Genomic DNA, 23,547 nt, shown 5'->3' with positions numbered 1-23,547 from the left:
GTGGCCGTTCCTTCGAGCGTCGCGACGACCGCCCCTCCGGCGGCCACCGCGGCAGCGACCGTCCGTTCAACCGTGACCGTCGCGACGACCGCCCCTCCGGTGGCTTCCGCTCCGGTGGCGGCGACCGCCCCTTCGGCCGTCGTGACGACCACCGCGGCGCCGGCTCGACCGGTTCGACCGGCGGCTCCTTCGCCCGCCGCGACGACAAGCCGCGCTGGAAGCGCAACGGCTGAGGTCGGGTGACCTGACACAGCAGGGCCCGTACGAGCACTTCGGTGCTGGTACGGGCCCTGTCCCGTTTCCGGACTCCGTCCGGCCGTCCCGATACCGCCTTCCCGTCACGTCTCGCTCCCTCGGGCGCCCGTTCGACCGGATACGCTCGTCCGATCATCAGGTTGCCCCGGGGAGGGACCTCTCTTTGTCTCGTTTCGCACGCGTGCGGCGCCCCCGCACGCGTATCGCCGTCCTCGCCACCACGCTCCTCGCCTCGGCCGTCGGCCTCTCGCCCGCCGTGGTCGCCGAGGCCTCGCCGATCGTCGGTGTCGACCAGCTCGACATCGCGCCGAACTGGCGGGCCGTGCCCCGGCAGGTGACCGTCACGGCGGCCGGCCCCACGGGCTACGTGCACGAGACGGAGGACCCCGGCCACCCCGGCGACGGACAGCTGGAGTGGACGGACCTCACCGACCCCGCGAAGAACGTCCGGCTCGGATACGGCAAGGGCAACCAGCCCTTCGCGCAGTCCGGCACCGGCGGGCGCCACCTGTACGTCCAGCGCGGGACCGGCGTCCACGCCGTCCGCGACCTGGAGAACGGCACCGAGCAGTCGTTCGACGTGCCCGCCGACGCCACGTACCGCGGACTGCTCGGCTCCACGCTGCTCTTCCAGCAGTACGCCTCCGCCGAGGACCGCTCCACGACCACCGGCTACCACCTGGTGAGCGCCGCCGACCCGAACGGGCCCCGCACGCCCGTCACCGGCTGGCCCGGGGGCACCCCCGTGCAGTCGGCGCGGCTCGTGGCCGGCGACGCCTCCGTCGCCGTGCTCGGCTTCGGCGCGAACAGCTACTCCGGCCTCGGCGTCGTCGACCTGGCCACGGGGAAGCTGACCGTGATCCCGACCGGGTCCACGCCCCTCGTGTCGGTGGCCGTGAGCCCCGACCGGATCGCCTGGACCGACGAGAACCGCACCGCCCACGTGCGGCAGCGCGCGGCCCTGACCGGCACCGAGCAGACGGTCGCCCTCCCGGACGGCCTGAGCACCGCCCGTATCGCCCTCGTCGGCGACTGGGTCCTCGCGCTGGGCGAGGCCTCCGGGGCCGACGCCTCCCTGAAGCGGCGGCTCGTCGCCCTCCACCCCGACGGGCGGACGAAGACCCTCCTGGAGAAGGCGGAGGCGGAGCTCACGCAGGTCGCGGGCGGGGGCGCGGCCGTCGTCGGCGGCACCTCCTCCTCCGACTGGTCGGCCTTCAAGGCCGTCGCGGCGAAGGACGGCGGCGCGCCGCTCCTGGAGAAGCTGAGCCGGGTGGAGCCGCTGCCCGCCGAGGTGCGCTCGCTCGCCCTCGGCGCGGGCCGGTTCTCCTCGCTGGAGCTGGGCACCCGGATGGGCAGTGGCTTCTACGGGTGGACGCCGCTGCCGGTCGGGCCGGTGCACACCGGTCGTCCGCAGCCGGTGTGGGTGGGCGCGGAGACGGAGCGGCTGGAGAGCAGCACGCCGCTGTTCGACAGCGGTGACGGCCGGACGGTCTACCTGGCCGGTGACGGGTCGAAGCCGCTGGAGGTCACGGCCCGTGACGCCGACGGCCAGGTGAGGCGGGTGCCCACCGGGCAGACGGCCGGCCGGATCGCCGACGCCTTCGGCCGGCGGGCGGTCTTCCAGGGCGGCGGGCAGACGCTCGCCGTGGACTTCGACGCGCAGAGCGCCAAGTCCGTCACCGGTGTGCCGTCGACCGCGCCGACGGCGCTCTGGGGCGACACCCTGTACGCGGGCACGGCCACGGCGGGCGAGGTGACGCGGACCGACCTGGCCACCGGCGGTCAGCTCGGCAAGGTCACGACGGGGACGGCGTGCGTCCCGACGGACCTCCAGGCGGCGGCCGGACGCTGGCTGTACTGGGCGTGCGGGGCGACCAAGCAGCGGGGCGTGGTCGACCTCAGGGCGAACACGAGGATCGTGCTGACCCCGGGGACGGACGGCGACGGCCTGCTGGGCGACGGCTACGTCGTCGACCGCGACGCGAGCAACTACCTCCGGCTCCACGACCTGACCAAGGTCACCGGCGGCAAGCCCGCGGTGCGCCGGCTCGTCGACGCCGAACCCGTGCCGGGCGCCCGCCGCGAGCACTGGACCGTGGACCGCTTCGGCGGGGCCGTCGCCTACAAGGACGCGAAGAACCTCGTCCACGTCGTGTGGACCGGCGTGCCCACGTCCGGCCTCACCGCCGTCACGTCGAAGGTCCCGGCGACGATGCGGCTCCAGGACGGCTGGAAGACGTACTGGACGCTGTCCAAGCCCTCGTCGTACTGGCAGCTGACGGTGCGCGACGCGATCTCCGGGTACCCCATCCGCTCCTACGTCGGCGGCGAGACCAGGAGCCGTGTCGACGTCACCTGGGACGGCCGGACGGCGGCCGGCAAGCCCGTCGCCAACGGCCGGTACACCTGGCACCTCCAGGCGAACACGGCGGACGGTCAGGGCAGCGACCTGTCCCTGACCGGCACCGTCACGGTCTCCGGCGGCCGGCCGGCCTGGCGCGACATGGCAGGGAACGACCGGCAGGGCGATCTGCTGGTGATGGACACGGCGGGTCTCGTGTCGATGTACCGGGGCACCGGGTACAGCGGACTGTCGGCGCGGATCGCGGGCACCGGCGCGAAGTTCCCGACGGCCTCCGTCCTCGTGCCGTTCGGCGACGTGAACGCCGACGGGTGCGCGGACGTGCTGGTGCGCGTCGGGGACCAGCTGCGGGCCTACCGGCCGGGCTGCGGGAAGGTCGTCTCGGCCTCCTCCCCGTACACCTCGATCGGTTCGGGCTGGGGGCAGTACGACGTCCTGACGTCCCCCGGCGACGTGAACGGTGACGGTCTCACCGATCTGATCGTGCGCCAGACGACGACGGGCGACATGTACTTCTACGCCGGTACGGCCGACCACCGGATGAAGCCCCGGGTCCGGATCGGCACCAACTGGAAGCTGTACAAGAAGGTCGTCGGCGCCGGGGACCTCAACAGCGACGGACGCGGCGACCTGCTGGGCGTGGACGCGGCGGGCGCGCTGTGGCGGTACTACGGCACGGCGACCGGCGGCGTCACCGCGCGGGTGAAGCTCGGCAGCGGCTGGGGCGCCTACACCTCGCTGGTGGGGGTCGGCGACATCTCCGGCGACGGCTGCGCGGACCTGCTCGCCCGTGACACGGCGGGACGGCTCTACGACTACGACAGCACCTGCCGCGGCACGTACGCCTCGCGCATGCTGATCGGCGGAGGCTGGAACGGCTTCAAGAGCCTCCACTGAGCCGACCTGACGGATGTCCGGGCCGGGGCGCGGCACGTGCCGCGCCCCGTGTCGGATACCCGATCGGTTCCGGGGGGCTCTGGGGCTATGCTGCTCGGGTGTGCTTGTGCACGGGCCGTTAGCTCAATTGGCAGAGCAGTGGACTTTTAATCCATTGGTTGTGGGTTCGAGTCCCACACGGCCTACCGAAGGCCTCACCGGAAGGACCCTCGTCGACCTGAGTCGGCGGGGGTCCTTCCGCTGTGGCGCCCGGGTGTCAGATCACCGGGCGGCCCGCGCGCAGGAGTTCACGCTCCGGGAGCTCGTCGGCCTCGCGCCAGGCCTGCACGCGGTGCGGGGTGATGACGAACCAGCGGTACGAGGCCGACTCGGTCCGCGGGTCGAAGCCGGTGCGCTCGACGAACCGGTCGCCGCGCTCCCGCGGCAGCTCGTCGATCTCCAGGACCTCGACGGTGCCGTCGATCATCGACACGTCCCGGGTGAGTCCGAGACCCAGGCGGACACGCCGGGTCGCGGCCAGGTTCCGGCCGGTCGGGCTGTTCGCCGGGGTGGAGACGAGCAGGGCCTCGCCGTCCCAGTCGAAGGAGAGCGGTACGAGGTACGGAGCGCCGTCCGGCGAGGCGGTGGCCACCCAGACGTCGACGTCGTGGGCGAGCCGCTGCTCGGTGTCGTGGCGGCGCTGGGCACGGGTGCGGGGCGCGGTGGTGGTCATCGGGCTGTCTCAGGCGTCCTGCAGGAGGCCGATGAGGTTGCCGTCGGGGTCGACGACCGTGGCGACGAGCCGGCCGCCGCCGACGTCCTGCGCGGCGTCCTTCACGGTGGCGCCGGCGGCGGTCACCTCGGCGAGCTTCGCCTCGATGTCCGGCACGTGCCAGTAGGCGAGCGAGGAGGTCAGGCCCTGCGGGCCGCCGCCAGGGAGGAGCCCGACGTGCTGGCCCGCGGCCTCGAAGGCGACGTAGTAGGGCTCGTCGACCTGCGGTTCGACGCCGAGGAGGGCGGCGTACACGGCCTTGGCCTTCGCCAGGTCGGAGACGGGGTGCAGAACGGTCTTGAGGCCCTGGGGGGTGGACGTACCGGCCATGGTCTTCGCTCCTGTGGGTCGCGTCGTTCGGTGTGGTTCCACTCTCCTTCAGCGGGGCGGAGTCCGCCTCCGTGGTGACCACGGAAAGCACCACGGAGTCCGGTACGGGGTTCGGTACGGAGTCGGGTGCGGGTCCGGTACGGAGTCCGGTGCGAGTCCGGTGCGGGCAAGACGCGGAGAGACCCCCGAAGTCGCCACGGAGCCGTCGATAATGAGCCGGTGTCGACTCCAGCGATCTCGTCCCGGGAAGCCGAGGTGCTCGCGCTCCTCGGGGAGCACCTCAGCAACGCGGAGATCTCCGCGCGGCTGTTCATCTCCGTGCGGACCGTCGAGTCGCACGTCTCCTCGCTGCTCCGCAAGCTGGCGGTGCCGGACCGGCGGGCGCTCTCCCGGCGCGCGGCCGAGGCGGCTCGCGAGGCGGCGCCCGTCGACATGCCGGTGCCCGTCCTGCCCGCGCCGTTGACGGCGTTCGTCGGCCGGGTGCGGGAGCGCGGGGAGCTGACGGCGGCGCTGAAGTCGTACCGCCAGGTCACCGCGGTCGGCCCGGGCGGTGTCGGGAAGACCCGGCTCGCGCTGGCCGTCGCCGAGGAGCTGTCCGCCGAGTTCGCCGACGGGGTGTGGTTCGTCGACCTGGCCCCGGTCGACGATCCGAGTCGGCTGGGCGCGGCCGTCGCGGCCGCCGTCGGCGTGGGCGAGCAGCCCGGACGCGGGATCGACGACTCGGTGGTCGCCGCGCTGGCGGACCGTCAGGCGCTGCTGGTCTGGGACAACTGCGAGCAGATACGCGACGGGGTCGCGCCCTTCCTGGAGCGGCTCCTCGTGGCCTGCCCGCGCGTCAAGGTCCTCGTGACGAGCCGGGCGCGGCTCATGGTGCCGTTCGAGCGGGTCTTCCCCGTGCCGCCGCTGTCGCGCGACGGGGGCGGGGACTCGGAGGCCGTGGAGCTCTTCCTGGAGCGGGCGGCCGCGGTGGGCCTGCCGTCGCCGGATCCGGCGGTACGCGACACGGTCGTCGCCCTCTGCGAGCGGCTGGACGGCATGGCCCTGGCGATCGAACTGGCCGCGGCTCGCTGGCCCACGCTCGGTCTCGACGGCCTCGTGGCCGGGCTCTCCGACCAGTTGAGGATCCTGGCCGGGGGGCCGCGCGCCGCCGACCGGCACCGCTCGGTGCGGGCGGTCCTCGACTGGAGCCACGACCTGCTGGAACCCGCGGACCGGGCGCTGCTGCGCCGGGTGTCGGTCTTCGTGCTGCCGTTCACCGCCGCCGCGGCGGCGGAGGTCGCGGGCTTCGCCCCGCTCGATCCCGGCGCTGTCGCCGACGGGCTCGGCCGACTGGCCGAGCAGAGCCTGCTCACCGTGACCCCGTCCGCCGCGGGCACCCGCTACCAGGCCCTGGAGACGATCAGGCAGTACGGCGCCGAACGGCTCGCCGAGGCCGAGGAGTCGGCGGTCGTGCGTACGCGGCACGTGGGGTGGTGCCTGGCCGGGGCGACCGGGCTCCTGGACGGTGGGGGCGCGGACTGGCGGGGCCGTTTCGACGCGGTGGCCGAGGACCTCAGGGCCGCCCTCGCCTGGGCCGCCGAAAGGCCGGAGCTCCGCGCGGACGCCCACCGGCTGGCGCTGTCCCTGGCGGGGTCGGCCTTCACCCGCAACCTGCTGGGCGAGGCGCAGGAGCGGTACGAGCAGGCCGCCGTGCTCGCCGGTGCGGATGCCCACGCCGCGGAGTCCCTGCGGCTCGCCGCCGGGGTGGCCGGCTGCCGCCGGCTGGGCGACGACATGTTCCGCCTGCACCGGGCCGCCGGGGAGGCCGCCCGCCGCGCCGGCGACCTCCCGGGAACGGCCCACGACCTGGCGACCGCCGCCACGGTCGCGTACCGCTTCTCCAGCGAGTTCGCCCGCCTCCCGTCCCCGGAGCAGGCGAAGGCCCTCCTCAAGGAGGCCCGGGAACTGTCGGGGGCGGGAGGCCGGGTGGACGGCGACCTGCTGGACGGCGACCCGGTGGACGGGGCCGCGGCGGGCGGGGACGGGCCGGACGTGGGCGGACCGGTCGGGACGGTCGGGGGCGGGGCGGACGTGGCCGGGCAGCGAGGGGACGGGGCGGTCGGGGACGGGGCGGTCGGGGACGGGGCGGGTGCGGCCCGCGCCGCCGTCGCGCTCGCCGAGGCCGCTGTCGTCGCCGACGCCTTCGGCGCCGTCCAGGGCGAGACGGTCAACACCGTGGAGGAGACGATCGCCCTCGCCGAGCGGGCCGTCGAGCTCGCCCGGCTCGCGGGCGACACCGTGGCGGAGTCCGCCGCCCTCGACGCGCTCTCCGGGGCCCGGAGCTGGGCCGGCGACACCTTCGGCGCCGCGGCCGCCGCCCGCCGCCGGATCGACCTCCTCGCGCCCCTGCCGGCGGCCCCCGCGCGGACCCACGAGCTCCTCGACGCCCTCGCCATGGCCTCCGGGACCGCCCTCGGCGCGGGCCGGTTGGAGGAGGCCCGGCGGTGGGGCGGTGAGCTCGCCGGCCATCCGCTGCTCGCCGAGGTGGGCCACCACGCCACGTCCTGGCTCCTGGTCGCCGACGCGTTCGCCGGCCGGGCCGGCGAGGTGCTCACCGCCAGCGGGCGCTTCCTCGACGCCTGGGAGCGCGGCGGCCGCCAGCAGTCGTTCTCCCTCGGCCCCGCGGCCGCCTCCGTCGCCATGGTCCACGGCCTGCGCGGCGACCTCGCCGCCCGGGCGGAGTGGCTCTCGATCGTCGACCGCGCGGGGACCTCGGAGGAGTACCGCCACGGCTACGGAGCGATCCTCGACGCCATGGTCCTGCTCCACGCCGGGGACGCCGCCGCGGCCCTCGACCGGGTCGAGCCGGAGCCGGAGCAGGTCTGGAAGTGGGTCACCTGGATCTGGCTGCACTGGTACGTGGCCCTCAGGGCGGAGGCCTCCGTGCTCGCCGGGCACCCGGACGCCCGGGCCCGGACGGCCGCCGCCCGGGCCGTCGTCGCCGGCAACCCCGTCGCCACCGCCCACCTGGACCGGGCGGAGGCGCTCCTCGACGGCGGCGACCCGCCGCGGCTCCTCGCCGCGGCGCGCGCCTTCGAGGCGGCCGGCAGCCGCTACCAGGCCGCCCGCACCCTGCTCCTCGCCGGCGGCGAGCACACCGCGGCCGGCACGACCGCCCTCGCGGAGCTGGGCCTGACCACGGGCCGGGCCTGACCACGGGCCGGGCCTGACCACGGGCCGGGCCTGACCACGGGCCGGTCCGAGGACAGGCCGGGCCGGTTTGCGCACGCGCCGGTGAGCAGGGGCCAGACTGATGACAGGCCGGTCTGTGCACGGACCCGGGCAACCCTCCCCGTCCCGGTCCGCGTCCGTGAGGGCGTACCCCCACAGTTCGAAGATCTTTTTCCTTCGAACGGGCCGTGCCGGGACGCGGGGTGAGAGACCGTGGGGGAATGTGGGAGACGGAGTACGGACGTACGGAGGTGGCGCCGGTGACGGCGAGCGGTTCGGGTGATCCGGCGGGCACGGCCCGGCGGCTGGCCCGTTGTGCGCTGGCGGCGGCTGCCGCCTCGATCGCGGCGCTCCTGACCGCCCTCACGGGCGGCCTGCTGATCCTGCTCGCCGGGCTCGTGGGGCTCGCCGCCGCGGCCATGGGCCTCTGGTGGTTCCTCGCCCACCGCGGGCTGCCGCGCGTGGCCGGCGCGGTGGTCGCCGTGGGCGCGCCGATCGGCGTCCTCGTCCTGTTCGTCGTCGGCGGCGTCTGGGTCAACGCGCTGGTGGCCCTCGCGCTCTGGGCCGTGGCGCTCGGCTGCGCGCGGACCGCGCTGCGCCGCCCCGACCGGGAGTGGGAGGCGGTGATGCGGGGCACGCCCGCCAAGCGCCCCCGCCGGCCCGTCCTGATCATGAACCCGAAGTCCGGCGGCGGGAAGGTCGGCCGCTTCGGTCTCGTCGAGCGCGCGGAGGCCCTCGGCGCCCAGGTCGTCCTGCTCGACCCGTCCGTGCAGAGCGACGTCACCGCGCTCGCCCGGAAGGCCGTGGCCGACGGCGCCGACCTCCTCGGCGTGGCCGGCGGCGACGGCACCCAGGCGCTGGTCGCCGCGGTGGCCGCCGAGCACGACCTGCCGTTCCTCGTCGTCTCGGCGGGCACCCGCAACCACTTCGCCATGGACCTCGGCCTCGACCGCACCGACCCGGCGAACTGCCTGAACGCGCTGACCGACGGCGAGGAGCTCCGGGTCGACCTCGGCTGGGTCGACGGGCGCCCCTTCGTCAACACCGTCTCCTTCGGGGTGTACGCGGACGTCGTCCAGCGCCCCGAGTACCGCGACGCGAAGGCGGAGACCGCGGTCGAGGTCCTGCCCGACCTGCTCCAGGGCGGCGAGGGCCCGCGCCTCGACGCGACGGTCGACAAACTCCGGCTCGCGGCGCAGCAGGCGCTCCTCGTCAGCAACAACCCGTACTCCGCTCCCGACCCCTTCGGCGTCTCCTCGGCCCACCGGCCGCGCCTCGACAAGGGCGAGCTCGGGGTGATCGGCATCCGCGTGGACGGCGCCGCGCAGGCCGCCGAACTGGCCGTCCGGGGAACCCAGGCGGCAGGCCTGAACGTTCTGACGGCTCGTAGGGTCGAAATCGTGGGGAGTCCGGGAAGCGCCGGCGCCGCCTCCGGCACCATCTCGGTCGCCGTGGACGGCGAGGCCCTGACGCTGCCCACCCCGGTGGTGTGCACGCTCCGTCCCGGCGCGCTGCGGGTCCTCGTGCCCCGCGACCGGCCGGGGACCGTGCCTCCGCTGCCGCCGCTCGACTGGCGGCGGATCACGAAGCTCGCCTTCCACACCCCGCACCCGGCCCACACAGCTCAGCACCCCTGAACCTCCCGAAGGAGCGGCGCATGACGGACATGACAGCGGAGACGGCGGAGCCCGAGGCCATCCGGGCGGTCCTGCGCGATCTCCGGGCCGTCGACGGCGCCGTGTACGCCGCCGTCGCCGCCACGCCCACGCCCACGCTCGACACGGCGCTGCGCCGCCTCTCCACCGCGGCGAACCACTCGAAGCTCTCGTTCGGCGTCGCCGCCGCACTCGCCCTCGTCCCCGGCCGCCCCCGCCGGGCGGCGATCGCGGGCGCCGGGGCGATCGCCGTGGCCTCGGCGACGGCCAATCTGCTGGGCAAGCGGCTCGTCCGCAGGCAGCGGCCGGACCGGGAGGCGGCCCGGGTGGCCGTGAGCCGGCACGTCCCGATGCCCGACTCGGCCTCGTTCCCGTCCGGGCACACCGCGTCGGCGGTCGCCTTCGCCGCCGCCGTGGGCTCGGTGCTGCCCGGTGCAGGTGTGCCCCTCGGGGTGCTGGCGGGCGCCGTGGGCTACTCCCGGGTGCACACCGGCGTGCACTACCCGGGTGACGTCGCCGCGGGCGCGGTGCTCGGCGTCGCGAGCGCCGCCGTCTCCCTGGCGGCCGTGACCTGGGTGACCGCCAGGGACAGGTGAGGGGCGCCCGGCAGCCTCGGCAGGTCACGCGGGGACGGCCTCGGCAGGTCACGCGGACAGGTGCGGGCGCCCGGCCTCGGCAGGTCACGCGGACAGGTGCGGGCGCCCGGCCTCAGAAGGTCGCGCGGGCCAGGTCCTCGTCCGAGAGGCCGAGCGCGGCGAGCCGCTCCGGGTCCGCGAGGATCTCGAGGCCGACGATCCGGTCCCCGGAGATCGTGAACGACATGAGCACGGACGGGCGGCCGTCCACGACCGCGACGAACGCGGGCGCGCCGTTGACCAGGACCGGCAGCGACGCCTGCTTGAACTTCGCGTACGTGAGCGCCTGCGCGACGACGGCCTCGGCGCCCCGCACCACCTTGGAGGCGGCCGCCAGGGCCCTGCCGCCGTCCGCCCGCAGCACCACGCCGGGGTCGAGGACGGCGAGCAGGCCCTCGAAGTCGCCGCCGTTCGCGGCGGCCAGGAAGGCGTCGGCGATCTCCCGCCGGCGCCGGGCGTCCGGGCCCGGCGGCGGGGTGGCGTCCTGGACCCGGCGGCGGGCCCGGCTGGCGAGCTGACGGGTCGCGGCCGGGGTGCGGTCCACGATCCGCGCGATCTCGTCGAAGGAGACGGCGAACATGTCGTGCAGGACGAAGGCGAGCCGCTCGGCCGGCGACAGCGTCTCCAGGACGACGAGGAGAGCGAGGCCGACGGACTCGGTGAGCTCCGCCGAGTGCTCGGGGTTCGTGGCGTCGAGGACGGTGACGACCGGGTCGGGGACGAAGTACTCCAGCGGGTCCTCGCGGCGCGAGCCGCGGGAGCGCAGCATGTCGAGGCAGACGCGGCCGACGACCGTGGTCAGCCAGCCGCTGAGGTTCCGCACCTCGCCGATGTCGGCGCGGCTGAGCTTGAACCACGTCTCCTGGACGGCGTCCTCCGCCTCGCTCAGCGAGCCGAGCATCCGGTAGGCCACGGCCCGCAGGTGCCCCCGGTCGGCCTCGAACCGCCGGGCCAGTGCGTCGCCGTCCTGTCGGTCGTCGTTCAGCTCGCCGTTCACGCGTCCGTCTCCCCCTTCGCCTCCGTCATGCCTCCATGACGGAGGGAACTCTGCCGATGTGACACCAACCGCGGCGGCCGAGCGGCCCGAACGGTCTCGTCACGTGAGATCCCCGCCGCGCCGCGCCGAACGCCCGGGATTCCCCGGCGGCAGTCCCCGACCGCCGTGGATCCGTACTTCAGCGCGATGATCTTCGTCCGTAGATTGATCACCATGACGACGACGACAACGACGCAGGTCAACCCCGTACTCCGCACCCCGCCGGCCTCCCCCGCCGCCGCTGCCGCGTACTTCTCCGCCAGCCTCGCCTTCCACGCCGACGTCTCCGACGTGGCCTCCGCGCTCGCCACCGCGAAGGCCGAGGGCACGGACCCCGGCTTCGTCGTGATCGACTCGCGTTCCACCGCCTCCTGGGACCAGGGGCACGTCCCCGGCGCGCTCCACCTGCCGACCGCGCTCATCCCCGAGCAGGCCGAGCAGCTCCTCGACAAGTCCGTCCCGGTGGTCACGTACTGCTGGGGCCCCGGCTGCAACGGCGCCACCCGCGCCGCGCTGGCCCTCGCCGAGCTGGGCTTCCAGGTGAAGGAGATGCTCGGCGGCTTCGAGTACTGGGTGCGCGAGGGCTTCGCCTACGAGACCTGGGAGGGGCCCGCGGAGAAGGCCGCGGACCCGCTCACGGCGCCCGTGGACTCCGACGACTGCGGCTGCTGAGAAACCGATTTCACGAATGCGCCGGGCATGACGTAGAGTCGTGTTTACCGACGCGGGGTGGAGCAGCTCGGTAGCTCGCTGGGCTCATAACCCAGAGGTCGCAGGTTCAAATCCTGTCCCCGCTACTCAGTAGCAGCGAAGGCCCGGATCCGATTTCGATCGGATCCGGGCCTTCGTCGTTCCCGCGCGCGGCTCGGCTTGACCTTGACGCGACGTCAAGATTTAGCGTTGTCGGCATGGAGTGGTCGATCCAGGAGATCGCCAAGAAGGCCGGCACCACCAGCCGCACCCTCCGCCACTACGGCGAGCGGGGACTGCTGGAGCCGAGCCGGATCGGCGCGAACGGTTACCGGTACTACGACCAGGCGGCGCTCGTGCGTCTGCAGCGCATCCTGCTGCTGCGCGAGCTCGGGCTCTCTTTGCCCGCGATCGCCGAGGTCCTCAAAGGACAGCGCGACCCGTCCGCCGCGCTGCGCACCCATCTGCTCCTCCTGGAGCAGGAGCGGGAGCGCATCGGCCGGCAGATCGAGGCCGTCCGCACCACTCTCCACAAGACCGAGAAGGGAGAACAGCTCATGGCAGAGGAAGTCTTCGACGGCTTCGACCACACGCGGTACGAGCAGGAGGTCACCGAGCGCTGGGGCCGTGCGGCGTACGAGCAGGGCGACCGCTGGTGGCGCTCGCTCGACGCCGAGGGGAGGAAGGCGTTCCTGGACGAGCAGACCGGCATCGCCCGCGACTTCGCGCAGGCGGTACGGGACGGCCTGGCCCCCGACAGCGAGGCGGTGCAGGCGATCGCGCGGCGCCAGGTCGCGTGGCTGTCGGCCACGACGACCCCGACCAAGGAGTACGTGATCGGACTCGGCCGCATGTACGTCGACGACCCGCGCTTCACCGCCCACTACGACAAGCACGGCGAGGGCACCGCGCTCCTCGTCCGGGACGCGATGGCGGTCTACGCGGAACGGAGCCTGTGAGCGATCGCAGCGATCCCAGTGGTCGGAAGTGGTCGGAAGTAAACGGTGGCCAAAACCGCGCCCGTCGTTTTGGCGGTGCGTGACACCCCGCCGTAGTCTCACGCGCACCATGGGTGACGACGGTGTGAGTGACGTAGGAAGGCGGGCGCCCGCCGTCCTCGTCCTGCTCGCGCTCCTCGCCCTCCTGATGAGCGTCTGCCACGGAGCGCACGGGCACGTCCTGCCCGCCTCCAAAAGCGCGTCGGCCGCCGTCTCCGCCCCCGCCCCGCCGCACGGCTGCGAGCGGTCCGGGGAGGTCTGGTCCTTCGACGCCCACCTGCCCGCGCATACCACCGCCTCACAGCTCGCCGCACCCGAGTCCGGCGGGGCCGTGACCCCGTCCTCGTACGCGGCGGACCTCCGCACCGACCCCCGCGCACGCTGTGTCCGGGGCAGGGCGGGACCCGGCCCCGAGCCGGGCCTTCTGCTGATCGCCCTCGGAGTGGACCGGAACTGAGCCGGGTCCCGCACCCACGCGTGACCAGGTTCCTTTCGGCGTACCACCTCAAGGACGTAGACCCCATGAACAGTCGCCTGTTCGGCAACACCCTGCCCATCGCCGTCCAGACCGTCGGCAACACCCCCGTCCTCTGGACGGACGACGGCTACTGGGCCAAGCTCGAAGGCTTCAACTTCGGCGGCATCAAGGACCGCGCCGCCCTCTACATGGTCGAGCAGGCCCGCCGCCGCGGCGAGCTGCGGCCCGGCGCGCCCATCGTCGAGTCGTCCTCCGGGACGCTCGGCCTCGGGCTCGCCCTCGCGGGCGTCCTGCACGGCCACCCCGTGCACGTCGTCACCGACCCCGGCCTCGAACCGATCGTCGAGCGGATGCTGGTCGCCCACGGCGCCCAGGTCCACGTCGCCACCGAGCCCAGCCCGCAGGGCGGCTGGCAGCAGGCCCGGATGGACCTCGTCGCCGACCTGCTGCTCCGGCTCGACGGGGCCTGGTGGCCCAACCAGTACGGGAACCCCGACAACTGCGACGCCTACGCCGGGCTCGCCGCCGAGCTGTCCGAGCAGCTCGACCGGATCGACGTCCTGGTCTGCGCGGTCGGCACCGGGGGCCACTCGGCCGGGATCTCCCGCGCGCTGCGCGCCACCGGCAGCCCCGCCCTGGAGCTGGTCGGCGTGGACTCGATCGGCTCCACGGTCTTCGGCCTCCCCGCCGGGGACCGGCTGATGCGCGGCCTCGGCTCCTCCATCCACCCGGCCAACGTGGACCACGACGCCTTCGACGAGGTCCACTGGGTGGCCCCCGCCGAAGCGGTGCGGGCGGCCCGCCGGCTGGCCTCGCGTCAGTTCGCCACCGGCGGCTGGAGCGTGGGCGCGGTCGCGCTCGTCGCCGGCTGGCTGGCCCGCACCCGGCCGCGCGGGACACGGATCGCGGCCGTCTTCCCCGACGGGCCGCAGCGGTACTTCGACACCGTCTTCAACGACGAGTTCTGCGCGGCGCACGGGCTCCTCGACGGGCCGGTGCGGGAGGACCCCGTCGCGTACGAGGCGGACAGGGCCGTCGACGGCTGGACCCGCCGGGTGCTGGAGCGGGCCAAGTGACCACGGCGGCGCCTCCCCGCGGAGGCATCTGGAAGCAGAGCCGCACCTTCGACCCGGCCGTCCGGCTGCTCTTCCTCAACCAGCTCACCATCAACCTCGGCTTCTACATGCTGATGCCGTTCCTGGCCGCGCACCTCGCGGACGGGCTCGGCATGGCCGCCTGGGCGGTCGGCCTCGTCCTCGGCGCCCGGAACCTCTCCCAGCAGGGCATGTTCCTGGTCGGCGGGGCGCTCGCCGACCGGCTCGGCTTCAAGCCGCTCATCGTGGCCGGCTGCGCGCTGCGGACGGTCGGCTTCGGGGCGCTCGCCTTCGCGCAGTCGCTGCCGATGCTGGTCGCCGCCTCGCTCGCGACCGGGCTCGCCGGGGCGCTGTTCAACCCGGCGGTTCGGGCCTGCCTCGCGGCGGAGGCCGGGGAGGAGCGGCGGGTCCAGGCCTTCGCGCTGTTCAACGCGTACTACCAGGCCGGGATCCTGCTCGGCCCGCTCGTCGGCGTGGCGCTCACCGGGGTGTCGTTCCGGCTGACGTGCACGGTGGCGGCGGTCCTGTTCGCCGGCCTGACCCTCGTACAGCTCCGGCATCTGCCCGCGGCGGCCGGGGCTTCCGCGCGGGAGGCCGCGGGGAAGGACGGGCGGGGGCAGTTCCGTACGGTCCTCTCGCACCGGACGTTCTGGCTCTTCTCGCTCGCGATGACCGGCTCGTACGTGCTGTCCTTCCAGGTCTATCTGGCGCTGCCGCTCGCGGCGGGCGGCACGGGGCTCACGACGGCGCTGTTCGTCGTCTCGGCGCTCGTCGCGCTCGCCGGACAGCTGCGGATCACGGCCTGGTGCCGGCGCCGTCTCGACCGCGAGCGGTGCCTGGTCCTCGGACTCGCGCTGATGGGCGGGGCCTTCCTGGTGCCGGCGGCCCTGGGCCGGGGCGTGGCGGGGCTGTTGCTGTGCGCGGTGGTCCTGGCGGTGGCGAACGCGGTGCTCTACCCGTACGAGATGGACACCGTCGTCGCCCTGGCCCGGGGGCGCTGGGTGGCCACCCACTACGGGCTCTACAACACGGTCTGCGGAATCGGGATCACCGTCGGGAACCTGGCGACGGGCGCGCTGCTCGACGTGACCGGGTGGTCGGCGGTCCCGTGGCTCGCGCTGTGCGCGGTCGGCCTGGTGTGCGCGGGCGCGGTCGCCCTCCTCGCCCGCGGGGGCCGCCTCGCGGAGCCGGGGCCGGAGAAGCCGGGCGCGGGGCCGGAGCCGGAGATCCCGGCCGCAGGGCCGGAGCCGGAGAAACCGGCCGCGGACGCGGGACCGGAGAAACCGGCGGCGGCCGCCCCTTAGAGCCCGGCGCGGTACGCCAGTCGGCCCCGTGGAGGTCGCCGCCGAGTGCGGTGGCGGCCACCCTGGGAGGGCGCGGTACAGAGCACCGTGACCGGTACGGGCCGGTACGGGCCGGGGCAGGAGAGCACAGGTGGGGCACCCCCAGGAGCGGCGGCGGGCGGGCGGCGGGCGGCGGCGCGGCGACGGCCGTGCCGCCTCCGGCCCTCCCGTGTACGGCGGAGCCCGGCGGTTCATCCGTGCGCTGCCCCCGCTGATCATCGTGGGCGGCCTCGCCTACGACGTGGCGACACCGCCCGAGTACACGGCGGCGCCGCTCTTCTCCGCCGCCCCGCTGATAGCCGCGCCCTTCTTCTCCATGCTGACCACCCTGCTCACCGGGATCGCCGCCGTCCTCGCCTCCGTCGGGCTGCACGGCTACAACGGCACCGTCGACGAGATCCCGGCCCTCACCGAGACGCTGACCGTCGTCACCGTGTCCGCGCTCGCCCTCCTCATCAACCGGGTCGTGCGGCGCAGCGGCGAGCGGCTGGCGTCCGCCAGGGTCATCGCGGAGACCGCGCAGAAGGCGGTGCTGCCGACGCCCGACGAGCGCATCGGCGGGCTGCAGTGCGCGGCCCGCTACGAGGCGGCGCAGGCCGACGCGTTCATCGGCGGCGACCTGTTCGCGGTCCAGGACACCCCGTACGGGGTGCGGCTCGTCGTGGGGGACGTGCGGGGCAAGGGGATGGACGCGGTCGAGGCGGTCGCCGTCGTGATCGGGGCGTTCCGCGAGGCGGCCGAGCAGGAGCGGAGCCTGGAGGGGGTGGCGCAGCGGCTGGAGCGGGCGCTGACCCGGGAGGGGACCCGCAGGGCCGGGCTCGACGCCTTCGAGGGGTTCACGACGGCCGTCCTGGCGGAGATCCCGCGCGACGACGGGCCGGGGGACGGAGGCGTACGGGTCGTCAACCGCGGGCATCCGCCGCCGCTGCTGCTGTACGTGGACGGGGATCTGGACGTGCTGGATCCGGCGGAGCCGGCGCTGCCGCTCGGGATGGGGGAGCTGGCGGCGTGGCCGGACCGGGCCGAGGAGCGGCCGTACCCGCCGGGCGCGACGCTGCTGTTCTACACGGACGGCCTGTCGGAGGCGCGGGACGCGCAGGGCGTCTTCTACGATCCGGCGGCCCGGCTCGCCGGGCGGATCTTCCCGGGACCCGAGGAGCTGCTCGACGCGCTCGTCGACGACGTACGCCTCCACACGGGCGGCGGGTCGACGGACGACATGGCGCTGCTCGCGGTGAGCAGGCCCGCGGCGGGGCAGCAGGAGAGGCGCCGGACGATGCCGGTGGTCCCGCCCGCCGCGCCGGCTCCTTCGGGACCTCTGGGGACTCCGGCTGGGCCTTCGGCGGGGCCTTCGGCACGGCCCGGTCACCAGGCGTAGTCGAAGGGTGTCACTCCGATAACAATTGACATAACGTCAGATCGCAGGGGTTCGGCCACTCCTTGCTGAAGGGGGGTCAACTCGGGCGATTCCCCACCAATTCAATGAACGATCACTGGGAACAGCTTGGAATCGGGCGCCCCTGTCTATTAACGTTCGATAACGCAGCGCGGTCGTCACACCCGTCGCAAGAGGCGGCACCGTGCGCACGCGCCGAATCCTGAAAAGGAACCGGGGAACCACCATTTGGGGTGAATCAGGCCCTTCGCACCCGTGCGACGAGCCCGTAGGAGACCTTCCTGCTCCGAACCCGTCAGCTAACCCGGTAGGCGAGAAGGAAGGAAAGGAGCGCGCCCCCGTGGCGTCCAACACTCCCGCATCCGAGGCCCCCTTCGACGCCTTCGGTGGTGGTGCGGGTCCTGCCGCTCCGGACACCGAGTGGAACCCCGACGAGGGAACCCTCCGCTCCGGCGGACGGCACCGGGTCGTCAAGCAGCGCTCCAACTTCGCCCGTTCCTCCACCGTCCTCGGCGTCGGCGTCATCGCGGCCGTCGGTGCGGGCGGCCTCGCCACCGCGCAGGAGAAGCCCCCGGTCGCGATATCGCTTCCCGACCTCCCGGACCTCCCCGACCTGAACCTCCCGGCCGCCGAGGACCTCCCCGGCGTCGGCGAGCTCTTCGCCGACGACCAGGCCGACCAGCAGATCCAGGACACCATCGCGGCGACCGGCGGCAACCCGAACCCGCTCACCGCCGCCACCTACGTGACGCCGGGCACGGACGACGCCTCCGCGACCACGCGTGCCGCCCAGGCCTCCTTCACCACGCAGAACGCCACCGCCGAGGCGGCCCCGACCCGCGCCGCCGACGCGGGCGAGATCCTGCGCGCCCGCATCCTCCAGCAGGCCGAGCAGCAGCAGGCCTCCGCCGACGCCGCCGAGAAGCTCGCCGCCGAGAAGGCCGCGGCCGAGAAGGCGGCAGCCGAGGCCGCCGCGGCGGAGAAGGCGGCCGAGGAGGCCAAGGCCAAGGCCGAAGCGGAGGCCAAGGCCAAGGCGGAGGCGGAAGCCAAGGCCGAGGCCGAGCGGATCGCCGCCGAGAAGGCGGAGGCCGAGCGCCTCGCCCAGCTCGCCGCGAGCTACTCGATGCCCCTCTCCTCGTACAGCCTCAGCGCGACCTACATGCAGTCCGGCTCGATGTGGTCCTCCGGCTACCACACCGGCCTCGACTTCGCGGCCCCCACGGGCACCCCGCTCAAGGCGGTCCACAGCGGCACGATCAAGTCGGCGGGCTGGTCCGGCTCGTACGGCTACCGGGTCGTCCTGGAGCTGGAGGACGGCACCGAGGTCTGGTACGCCCACCTCTCCTCCATGACGGTCGGCGCGGGCCAGACCGTGACCACCGGCGAGACGATCGGCCGCGTCGGCGCCACCGGAAACGTCACCGGCGCCCACCTCCACATGGAGGTCCACACCGCGGGCGGCGACGGCATCGACCCGGCGGCCTGGCTCCGCTCCAAGGGCCTGTCGCTCTGACGCTCCCGCGTCACGCACGGACCGGCCCCGACGGAATAGCCCCGGTGGCGCGGGTGGTTGATCACCGCATGACGACCCTCCGCCCGCTGGGCACTTCCGACCTGCACGTCTTCCCGCTCGCCCTGGGCGGCAACGTCTTCGGGTGGACCTCCGACGAGGCCGAGTCCTTCGCCGTCCTCGACGCCTACGTCGCCGCCGGCGGCAACTTCGTCGACACCGCCGACATGTACTCCTCCTGGGCCGAGGGCCACGAGGGCGGCGAGTCCGAGACGGTCATCGGCCGCTGGCTCGCCTCCCGCGGCCGCCGGGACGACCTCGTCATCGCCACCAAGGTCGGCGCCCACCCCCGCTACAAGGGGCTCGCCGCCACCACGATCAAGGGCGCCGTCGAGGAGTCCCTGCGCCGCCTCGGCACCGACCACATCGACCTCTACTACACGCACTTCGACGACGAGACCGTCCCGGTCGAGGAGATCGTCACCGCCCTCGACCAGCTCGTGAAGGACGGCAAGGTGCGGGCCGTCGCCGCCTCCAACATCTCCCCGGAGCGGCTGCGGGCCTCCCTCGACTTCGCCGAGGCGGAGGGCCTCACCCGGTACGTTGCGCTCCAGCCGCACTACAACCTGGTCTCGCGCGAGACGTACGAGGGCCCCCTCCAGGAGACCGTCGAGCAGGCCGGCCTCTCCGCGGTCCCCTACTTCGGCCTCGCCTCCGGCTTCCTCACCGGCAAGTACCGCCCGGGCACCACCGTCGACAGCGTCCGCGCCTCCGGTGCCGCCGAACACCTCGACACCGAGCGGGGCCGGGCCGTCCTCTCCGCCCTCGACGCGGTCGCCGAGGCCCACGACGCCGAGGTCGCCACCGTCGCCCTCGCCTGGCTCGCCGCCCAGCCGACGGTCGCCGCACCGATCGCCTCGGCCCGCACGGTCGACCAGCTCCCGGCACTGGTCGCCTCGGCGGACCTCACGCTCACGGAGTCGGACCTCAAGCTCCTGAACGAAGCCTCGGCCTCCTGACTCCCCACTAGGGCGTGTTGCGAAAATCCCGCCTGCCCGACGGCGCCTGGCACGCACGCTCGCCGCGTTGTCGGGATCACCCCGATACATCCAGTATCGGGGCGACCCTCCGCCTTGCGATCGCACGCACCAGACGCCGTCGGGCCCGCCCTTCGGGCGGCCGGCGCTACTTTCGCAACACGCCCTAGCTCCGATAGGGGTTGTAGCCGCCGTAGTCCAGATACTGCGGCGGCGCCCACACCCGCCCGGTGGCCCGTGCGGCGTACGTGAGCGCGGGGGAGGCGACCGCCCGGCGCTGCCAGAGGTGGTGCAGGAGCTCCTGCTCGCGGGCCGGGAAGTCGGGCCCGGCCGCGCCGCGCCGGGCCCGGTCCCGGAGGAACGCCAGGGTCGTCGCGAAGGACTCGTACTCGCCGACGGCCTGCGCCGCCGGAGGGCCGTACGTCCGGGCGGCGAAGGAGCGGGCCACCTGGCGGGCCCGCATCGAGGAGAGGGCCAGCGGCTCGGCGGGGGAGAGCCACCCGGCCGCCGCGTACGCCGGGAGCTCGCCGGATATCGTGCGCAGCTCGCGCTGCCGGCTCCACACCGCGAGCCAGGTCAGCAGGCCGAAGGCCGGGACCATGAAGCACGCGTACACCAGGTAGAAGGCCCAGGGGCCGCCGAAGGTGGCCGAGCCGTTCCAGGCGGCGTGCATGCCCATGGCGAGCAGCAGCCCGGCGAGCGGCAGCAGCACGCGGCGGAGCCGCTTGCCGCGGGGAGCGAGGGCGGCGAAGCCGAAGCCGATGCCGGTGAGCACGGTGAACAGCGGGTGCGCGAACGGCGACATCACGACCCGTACGAAGAAGGTCGCGGCGGTCACGGAGCCGATGCCGGTGGAGCCGAACTCCTGGTCCTCGCCGAAGGCGTTGCCGAGGTAGAGGATGTTCTCGGTGAAGGCGAAGCCGGTCGCGGTGAACCCGGCGGCGACGACGCCGTCGACGAGCCCGCCGAAGTGCCGTCGGCGGAAGAGGAAGAGGATCAGGATCGCGGCGGCCTTCGCGGTCTCCTCCACGACCGGCGCGATGACCGTGGCACCGAGGGTGTCGGCCGAGTCCGGGTCGGCGGTGGCCGTCGCGATCCAGCGGACGGCGAAGGAGTTCGCGAGGATCGCGACGAGCGCGGCGGCGAAGGCGCCCCAGGCGAAGGCGAAGAGCAGGTTCTTCCAGGGCCCCGGCTCGACCCGGTCGAGCCAGCGGAACGCCGCCATGAGCAGCGGTACGGGAAGCACCGCGAGGCCCAGCCCGACGAGGAAGCCCTGGGTGCCGGTCTGCTCGCGGACCAGCGCCAGGATCACGAGCGCGCAGAGCGCGAGCAGCGTGATCACGGCGACGGCCCGGAACAGCCGGCTGCGCCAGAAGGCGCGGCGGGGCCGGTAGCGCCACGTGGACCGGTCGGCGGCGGCCGGAAAGGCGGGCTCGTCGGTGCTCCGGCGAGGAACGGGAACGACCGCGACGACGCCCTCGGCCTCGCCTTCGACTTCACCTTCGACAGGAACGGAGTTCGACACGCGATCGACCCTAACGACCCCTGCCGACACCGGGCCAAGGAGCGGTGTACTCCCTGTCACTTCCTCCGGAAGAGGAGGTCGTGCACGACGTGCCCCTTGTCCAGGCCCTGACCCTCGAAGCGGGTGACGGGACGGAAGTCCGGGCGGGGCGCGAAGCCGCCGTCGGCACGGGTGTTCTCGAAGTCGGGATGCGCGGAGAGCACCTCCAGCATCTGCTCGGCGTACGACTCCCAGTCGGTGGCGCAGTGCAGCACGCCGCCGGGCTTGAGCCGGGTCGCGAGAAGGCTGAGGAACTCGGGCTGGATCAGCCGCCGCTTGTGGTGGCGGGCCTTGGGCCACGGGTCCGGGAAGTAGACGCGGCAGCCGTCGAGGGAGTCGGTGGCGAGCATCTCGCGGAGCAGGATGATCGCGTCGCCGTTGGCGACCCGGACGTTGGTGAGCCCGTTGCGGTCGGCGAGACCGAGCAGATTGCCCTGCCCGGGCGTGTGCACGTCCACGGCGAGGATGCCGGTCCCGGGGTCGGCGGCGGCCATCTGCGCGGTCGCCTCGCCCATCCCGAAGCCGATCTCCAGGACGACCGGAAGCCCGTCGAACATCTCGCCGAGGTCGAGGACCCGCTTGCCGTCGATGTCGAGGCCCCAGTCGGGCCACCGCTTGAGCATGGCCTCGGCCTGCCCGTAGGTGACACGGCTGCGCCGCGGCTGGAAGCTCCGGATCCGCCGCTCGTGATGAGCCCCGGCGGGATCGGGCAGGGGCCCCTCACCGGGGGCGAACATCCGACTGCCCCGCCGAGCGACAGGCTGGACGGTTTCGGCGTCGGTACGAGGACTGTTCTCAGGCTGCTCAGACACAATGCCCCCAATTCTACGATCGCCGAACCCCCACCCGAGGAACGCCCACCCGGAACCCCGATGGGCCTGTGCCGGTCACGCGAAGCTGCCACTGCAGGGTTCGGGTGACGCGTGCCGTCGGCGCGACCCTGCCGCCGACAGGGTTCAGGGGTCCGGTGCCGTCGGCGCGAAGCTGCCGCTGCGGGGTCCGGGGCGGAGCCCCGGGAACGGCTCCTCCTCCACCCCCACCGGCCCCCGGCAGGGTTTCGGGAAGGGGCGGGGTGGGGGCTCGACCGGCGACCGAGCAGCCGCACCACCCCGCAACCCCTACAACCGCGCCAACGCCCTCCCCGCGACCTCCCGCCCGATCGGCAGCGAAGCCGTCGCCGCAGGCGAGGGCGCGTTCAGCACGTGCACCGTCCGCGCCGCCTCCCGGATCAGGAAGTCGTCGACCAGCGTCCCGTCCCGCAGCACCGCCTGCGCCCGCACCCCCGGCGCCGCGCGCCGCAGGTCGGACTCCTCCACCACCGGCAGCAGCCTCCGCACCGCCTCCGTGAACGCCCGCTTCGAGAGCGAGCGCCGCAGCTCACCGGCCCCGTACCGCCAGTGCTCGCGGGCGATCGCCCACGACCCGGGCCAGGCCAGCGTGCCGCCCAGTTCGCGCGGGCGGACGACGGACCAGCCGTATCCCTCCCGGGCGAGCGCCGGCACCGCGTTCGGCCCGATGTGGACGCCGCCGTCGATGCCCCGGGTCAGATGCACCCCGAGGAACGGGAACGCCGGATCCGGCACCGGATAGACCAGGCCCCGCACGAGCGAGGGGTCCGCCAGCTCGTAGTACTCCCCACGGAAGGGGACGATCCGCATCCCCGGGTCGTCGCCCGCGAGCCGCGCGATCCGGTCGCAGTGCAGCCCCGCGCAGTTCACCAGGACCCGGGCCCGCAGGACCCGCCCGTCCGCGGTCCGCACGGCGACACCCCACGGCCGGCGGTCGATCACGGTGACCTCGGCCCCGTACGCGATCGTCGCCCCCGAGGAGTCGGCGAGCTGCTTGGCGACGGCCGTGTAGTCGCAGATGCCGGTCGTGCCGACATGGATCGCGGCCAGCCCCCGCACCCGCGGCTCGTACTCGCTGATCTGCGAGGGCCCGAGCTCCCGCACGGGGATGCCGTTCTCCCTGCCGCGCTGCACGAGCGCGTGGAGCCGGGGCAGCTCGTCGCGCGAGGTGGCGACGACGAGCTTCCCCGTCACCTCGTGCGGAATGCCCCACTCCGCGCAGAACTTGACCATCTCGGCCGCGCCCTCGACCGCGAACCGCGCCTTCAGCGAACCGGGCCGGTAGTAGATCCCGCTGTGGATCACCCCGCTGTTGCGCCCGGTCTGGTGCTGCGCGGGGGCATGCTCCTTCTCCAGGACCGTGACCCGCGTCCCGGGGGCGGCGCGCGTCAGCGCGTACGCCGTCGAGAGACCGACGATCCCGCCGCCGATCACCAGCACGTCACAGTCGAACACCAG

General features: G+C 74.1%; 18 protein-coding genes, 2 tRNA genes, 1 pseudogene and 1 riboswitch. Of the genes and pseudogenes, 15 read left to right on the top strand and 6 right to left on the bottom strand.

The window, feature by feature from the left end; all coding sequences use genetic code 11:
* From ACF08F_RS00145 to ACF08F_RS00135, 3 genes and pseudogenes are all read left to right on the top strand, one after another.
* A pseudogene (locus ACF08F_RS00145) lies at nucleotides 1–233 on the top strand (RNA helicase); the annotation flags it as partial.
* A 203-nt stretch (nucleotides 234–436) separates the two neighbouring features.
* Nucleotides 437–3,514, top strand: a complete 3,078-nt coding sequence (locus ACF08F_RS00140; protein ID WP_392296253.1) for an FG-GAP-like repeat-containing protein — start codon at nucleotides 437–439, stop codon at nucleotides 3,512–3,514.
* 112 nt (nucleotides 3,515–3,626) lie between these two features.
* A tRNA-Lys gene (locus ACF08F_RS00135) sits at nucleotides 3,627–3,699 on the top strand.
* A gap of 71 nt (nucleotides 3,700–3,770) precedes the next feature.
* Here the strand turns inward: ACF08F_RS00135 and ACF08F_RS00130 are convergent.
* Nucleotides 3,771–4,226: a pyridoxamine 5'-phosphate oxidase family protein gene (locus tag ACF08F_RS00130; RefSeq protein ID WP_392296252.1), complete on the bottom strand. Its 456-nt coding sequence runs from the start codon at nucleotides 4,224–4,226 to the stop codon at nucleotides 3,771–3,773.
* Nucleotides 4,227–4,235: 9 nt separating this feature from the next.
* A complete protein-coding gene (locus ACF08F_RS00125) occupies nucleotides 4,236–4,595 on the bottom strand; it encodes a VOC family protein (RefSeq protein WP_392296251.1) in 360 nt (119 codons plus the stop codon).
* 219 nt (nucleotides 4,596–4,814) lie between these two features.
* On the opposite strand from ACF08F_RS00125, the gene ACF08F_RS00120 reads away from it, so the two are divergent.
* The 3 genes from ACF08F_RS00120 to ACF08F_RS00110 all read left to right on the top strand — a co-directional run bounded on the left by ACF08F_RS00120 (nucleotide 4,815) and on the right by ACF08F_RS00110 (nucleotide 10,056).
* A complete protein-coding gene (locus ACF08F_RS00120) occupies nucleotides 4,815–7,787 on the top strand; it encodes an ATP-binding protein (RefSeq protein ID WP_392296250.1) in 2,973 nt (990 codons plus the stop codon).
* A gap of 239 nt (nucleotides 7,788–8,026) precedes the next feature.
* Entirely contained in the window at nucleotides 8,027–9,442 is a 1,416-nt protein-coding gene (locus ACF08F_RS00115) for a diacylglycerol/lipid kinase family protein (protein ID WP_392296249.1), read from the top strand.
* A 20-nt stretch (nucleotides 9,443–9,462) separates the two neighbouring features.
* Nucleotides 9,463–10,056 (top strand): phosphatase PAP2 family protein, encoded by a 594-nt coding sequence (locus ACF08F_RS00110; RefSeq protein ID WP_392296248.1) that lies wholly within the window; start codon nucleotides 9,463–9,465, stop codon nucleotides 10,054–10,056.
* 112 nt (nucleotides 10,057–10,168) lie between these two features.
* On the opposite strand, the gene sigJ is transcribed toward ACF08F_RS00110, so the two are convergent.
* Nucleotides 10,169–11,092: an RNA polymerase sigma factor SigJ gene (gene sigJ / locus ACF08F_RS00105; protein WP_392296247.1), complete on the bottom strand. Its 924-nt coding sequence runs from the start codon at nucleotides 11,090–11,092 to the stop codon at nucleotides 10,169–10,171.
* Nucleotides 11,093–11,305: 213 nt separating this feature from the next.
* On the opposite strand from sigJ, the gene ACF08F_RS00100 reads away from it, so the two are divergent.
* From ACF08F_RS00100 to ACF08F_RS00060, 9 genes are all read left to right on the top strand, one after another.
* A complete protein-coding gene (locus tag ACF08F_RS00100) occupies nucleotides 11,306–11,803 on the top strand; it encodes a rhodanese-like domain-containing protein (protein WP_392296246.1) in 498 nt (165 codons plus the stop codon).
* Nucleotides 11,804–11,854: 51 nt separating this feature from the next.
* A tRNA-Met gene (locus ACF08F_RS00095) sits at nucleotides 11,855–11,928 on the top strand.
* 111 nt (nucleotides 11,929–12,039) lie between these two features.
* Nucleotides 12,040–12,780 (top strand): MerR family transcriptional regulator, encoded by a 741-nt coding sequence (locus ACF08F_RS00090; protein ID WP_392296245.1) that lies wholly within the window; start codon nucleotides 12,040–12,042, stop codon nucleotides 12,778–12,780.
* Between the two features lie 124 nt (nucleotides 12,781–12,904).
* A complete protein-coding gene (locus tag ACF08F_RS00085; RefSeq protein ID WP_392296244.1) occupies nucleotides 12,905–13,276 on the top strand; it encodes a hypothetical protein in 372 nt (123 codons plus the stop codon).
* A 65-nt stretch (nucleotides 13,277–13,341) separates the two neighbouring features.
* Complete coding sequence (locus ACF08F_RS00080) at nucleotides 13,342–14,373, top strand: PLP-dependent cysteine synthase family protein (RefSeq protein ID WP_392296243.1); 1,032 nt, start codon at nucleotides 13,342–13,344, stop codon at nucleotides 14,371–14,373.
* Nucleotides 14,370–15,695 carry an MFS transporter gene (locus tag ACF08F_RS00075; RefSeq protein WP_392296242.1) on the top strand — a complete coding sequence of 442 codons (1,326 nt, stop codon included), beginning with the start codon at nucleotides 14,370–14,372 and terminating at the stop codon, nucleotides 15,693–15,695. Before ACF08F_RS00080 ends, ACF08F_RS00075 begins: the two co-directional genes overlap by 4 nt.
* 130 nt (nucleotides 15,696–15,825) lie before the next feature.
* Entirely contained in the window at nucleotides 15,826–17,112 is a 1,287-nt protein-coding gene (locus tag ACF08F_RS00070) for a PP2C family protein-serine/threonine phosphatase (protein WP_392296241.1), read from the top strand.
* 201 nt (nucleotides 17,113–17,313) lie between these two features.
* Nucleotides 17,314–17,459, top strand: a riboswitch (cyclic di-AMP (ydaO/yuaA leader).
* A gap of 11 nt (nucleotides 17,460–17,470) precedes the next feature.
* Entirely contained in the window at nucleotides 17,471–18,643 is a 1,173-nt protein-coding gene (locus ACF08F_RS00065; RefSeq protein WP_392296240.1) for a M23 family metallopeptidase, read from the top strand.
* A gap of 68 nt (nucleotides 18,644–18,711) precedes the next feature.
* On the top strand, nucleotides 18,712–19,659 hold the full coding sequence (locus tag ACF08F_RS00060; RefSeq protein WP_392296239.1) for an aldo/keto reductase: 948 nt from the start codon (nucleotides 18,712–18,714) through the stop codon (nucleotides 19,657–19,659).
* Nucleotides 19,660–19,843: 184 nt separating this feature from the next.
* Here ACF08F_RS00060 and ACF08F_RS00055 read toward each other — a convergent pair whose 3' ends face one another.
* The 3 genes from ACF08F_RS00055 to lhgO form a co-directional block, all read right to left on the bottom strand.
* Nucleotides 19,844–21,202: a PrsW family intramembrane metalloprotease gene (locus ACF08F_RS00055; RefSeq protein WP_392296238.1), complete on the bottom strand. Its 1,359-nt coding sequence runs from the start codon at nucleotides 21,200–21,202 to the stop codon at nucleotides 19,844–19,846.
* A 56-nt stretch (nucleotides 21,203–21,258) separates the two neighbouring features.
* Nucleotides 21,259–21,978 carry a tRNA (guanosine(46)-N7)-methyltransferase TrmB gene (gene trmB / locus ACF08F_RS00050; protein WP_223834765.1) on the bottom strand — a complete coding sequence of 240 codons (720 nt, stop codon included), beginning with the start codon at nucleotides 21,976–21,978 and terminating at the stop codon, nucleotides 21,259–21,261.
* A gap of 381 nt (nucleotides 21,979–22,359) precedes the next feature.
* A complete protein-coding gene (gene lhgO / locus ACF08F_RS00045) occupies nucleotides 22,360–23,544 on the bottom strand; it encodes an L-2-hydroxyglutarate oxidase (protein ID WP_392296237.1) in 1,185 nt (394 codons plus the stop codon).
* Nucleotides 23,545–23,547 lie beyond the last annotated feature (3 nt).

This window comes from Streptomyces sp. NPDC015130 (assembly GCF_043080005.1).
Taxonomy (GTDB): Bacteria; Actinomycetota; Actinomycetes; order Streptomycetales; family Streptomycetaceae; genus Streptomyces.
This window is presented reverse-complemented; position numbering and strand designations above follow the sequence as displayed.

What these genes read in the sequence shown, in the direction of transcription:
- ACF08F_RS00100 (WP_392296246.1), top strand. Translation starts at nt 11,306, where the DNA reads ATGACGACGACGACAACGACGCAGGTCAACCCCGTACTCCGCACCCCG.
- ACF08F_RS00115 (WP_392296249.1), top strand. Translation starts at nt 8,027, where the DNA reads ATGTGGGAGACGGAGTACGGACGTACGGAGGTGGCGCCGGTGACGGCG.
- trmB (WP_223834765.1), bottom strand. Translation starts at nt 21,978, where the DNA reads ATGTTCGCCCCCGGTGAGGGGCCCCTGCCCGATCCCGCCGGGGCTCAT.
- ACF08F_RS00060 (WP_392296239.1), top strand. Translation starts at nt 18,712, where the DNA reads ATGACGACCCTCCGCCCGCTGGGCACTTCCGACCTGCACGTCTTCCCG.
- ACF08F_RS00130 (WP_392296252.1), bottom strand. Translation starts at nt 4,226, where the DNA reads ATGACCACCACCGCGCCCCGCACCCGTGCCCAGCGCCGCCACGACACC.
- ACF08F_RS00080 (WP_392296243.1), top strand. Translation starts at nt 13,342, where the DNA reads ATGAACAGTCGCCTGTTCGGCAACACCCTGCCCATCGCCGTCCAGACC.
- ACF08F_RS00125 (WP_392296251.1), bottom strand. Translation starts at nt 4,595, where the DNA reads ATGGCCGGTACGTCCACCCCCCAGGGCCTCAAGACCGTTCTGCACCCC.
- ACF08F_RS00090 (WP_392296245.1), top strand. Translation starts at nt 12,040, where the DNA reads ATGGAGTGGTCGATCCAGGAGATCGCCAAGAAGGCCGGCACCACCAGC.
- ACF08F_RS00110 (WP_392296248.1), top strand. Translation starts at nt 9,463, where the DNA reads ATGACGGACATGACAGCGGAGACGGCGGAGCCCGAGGCCATCCGGGCG.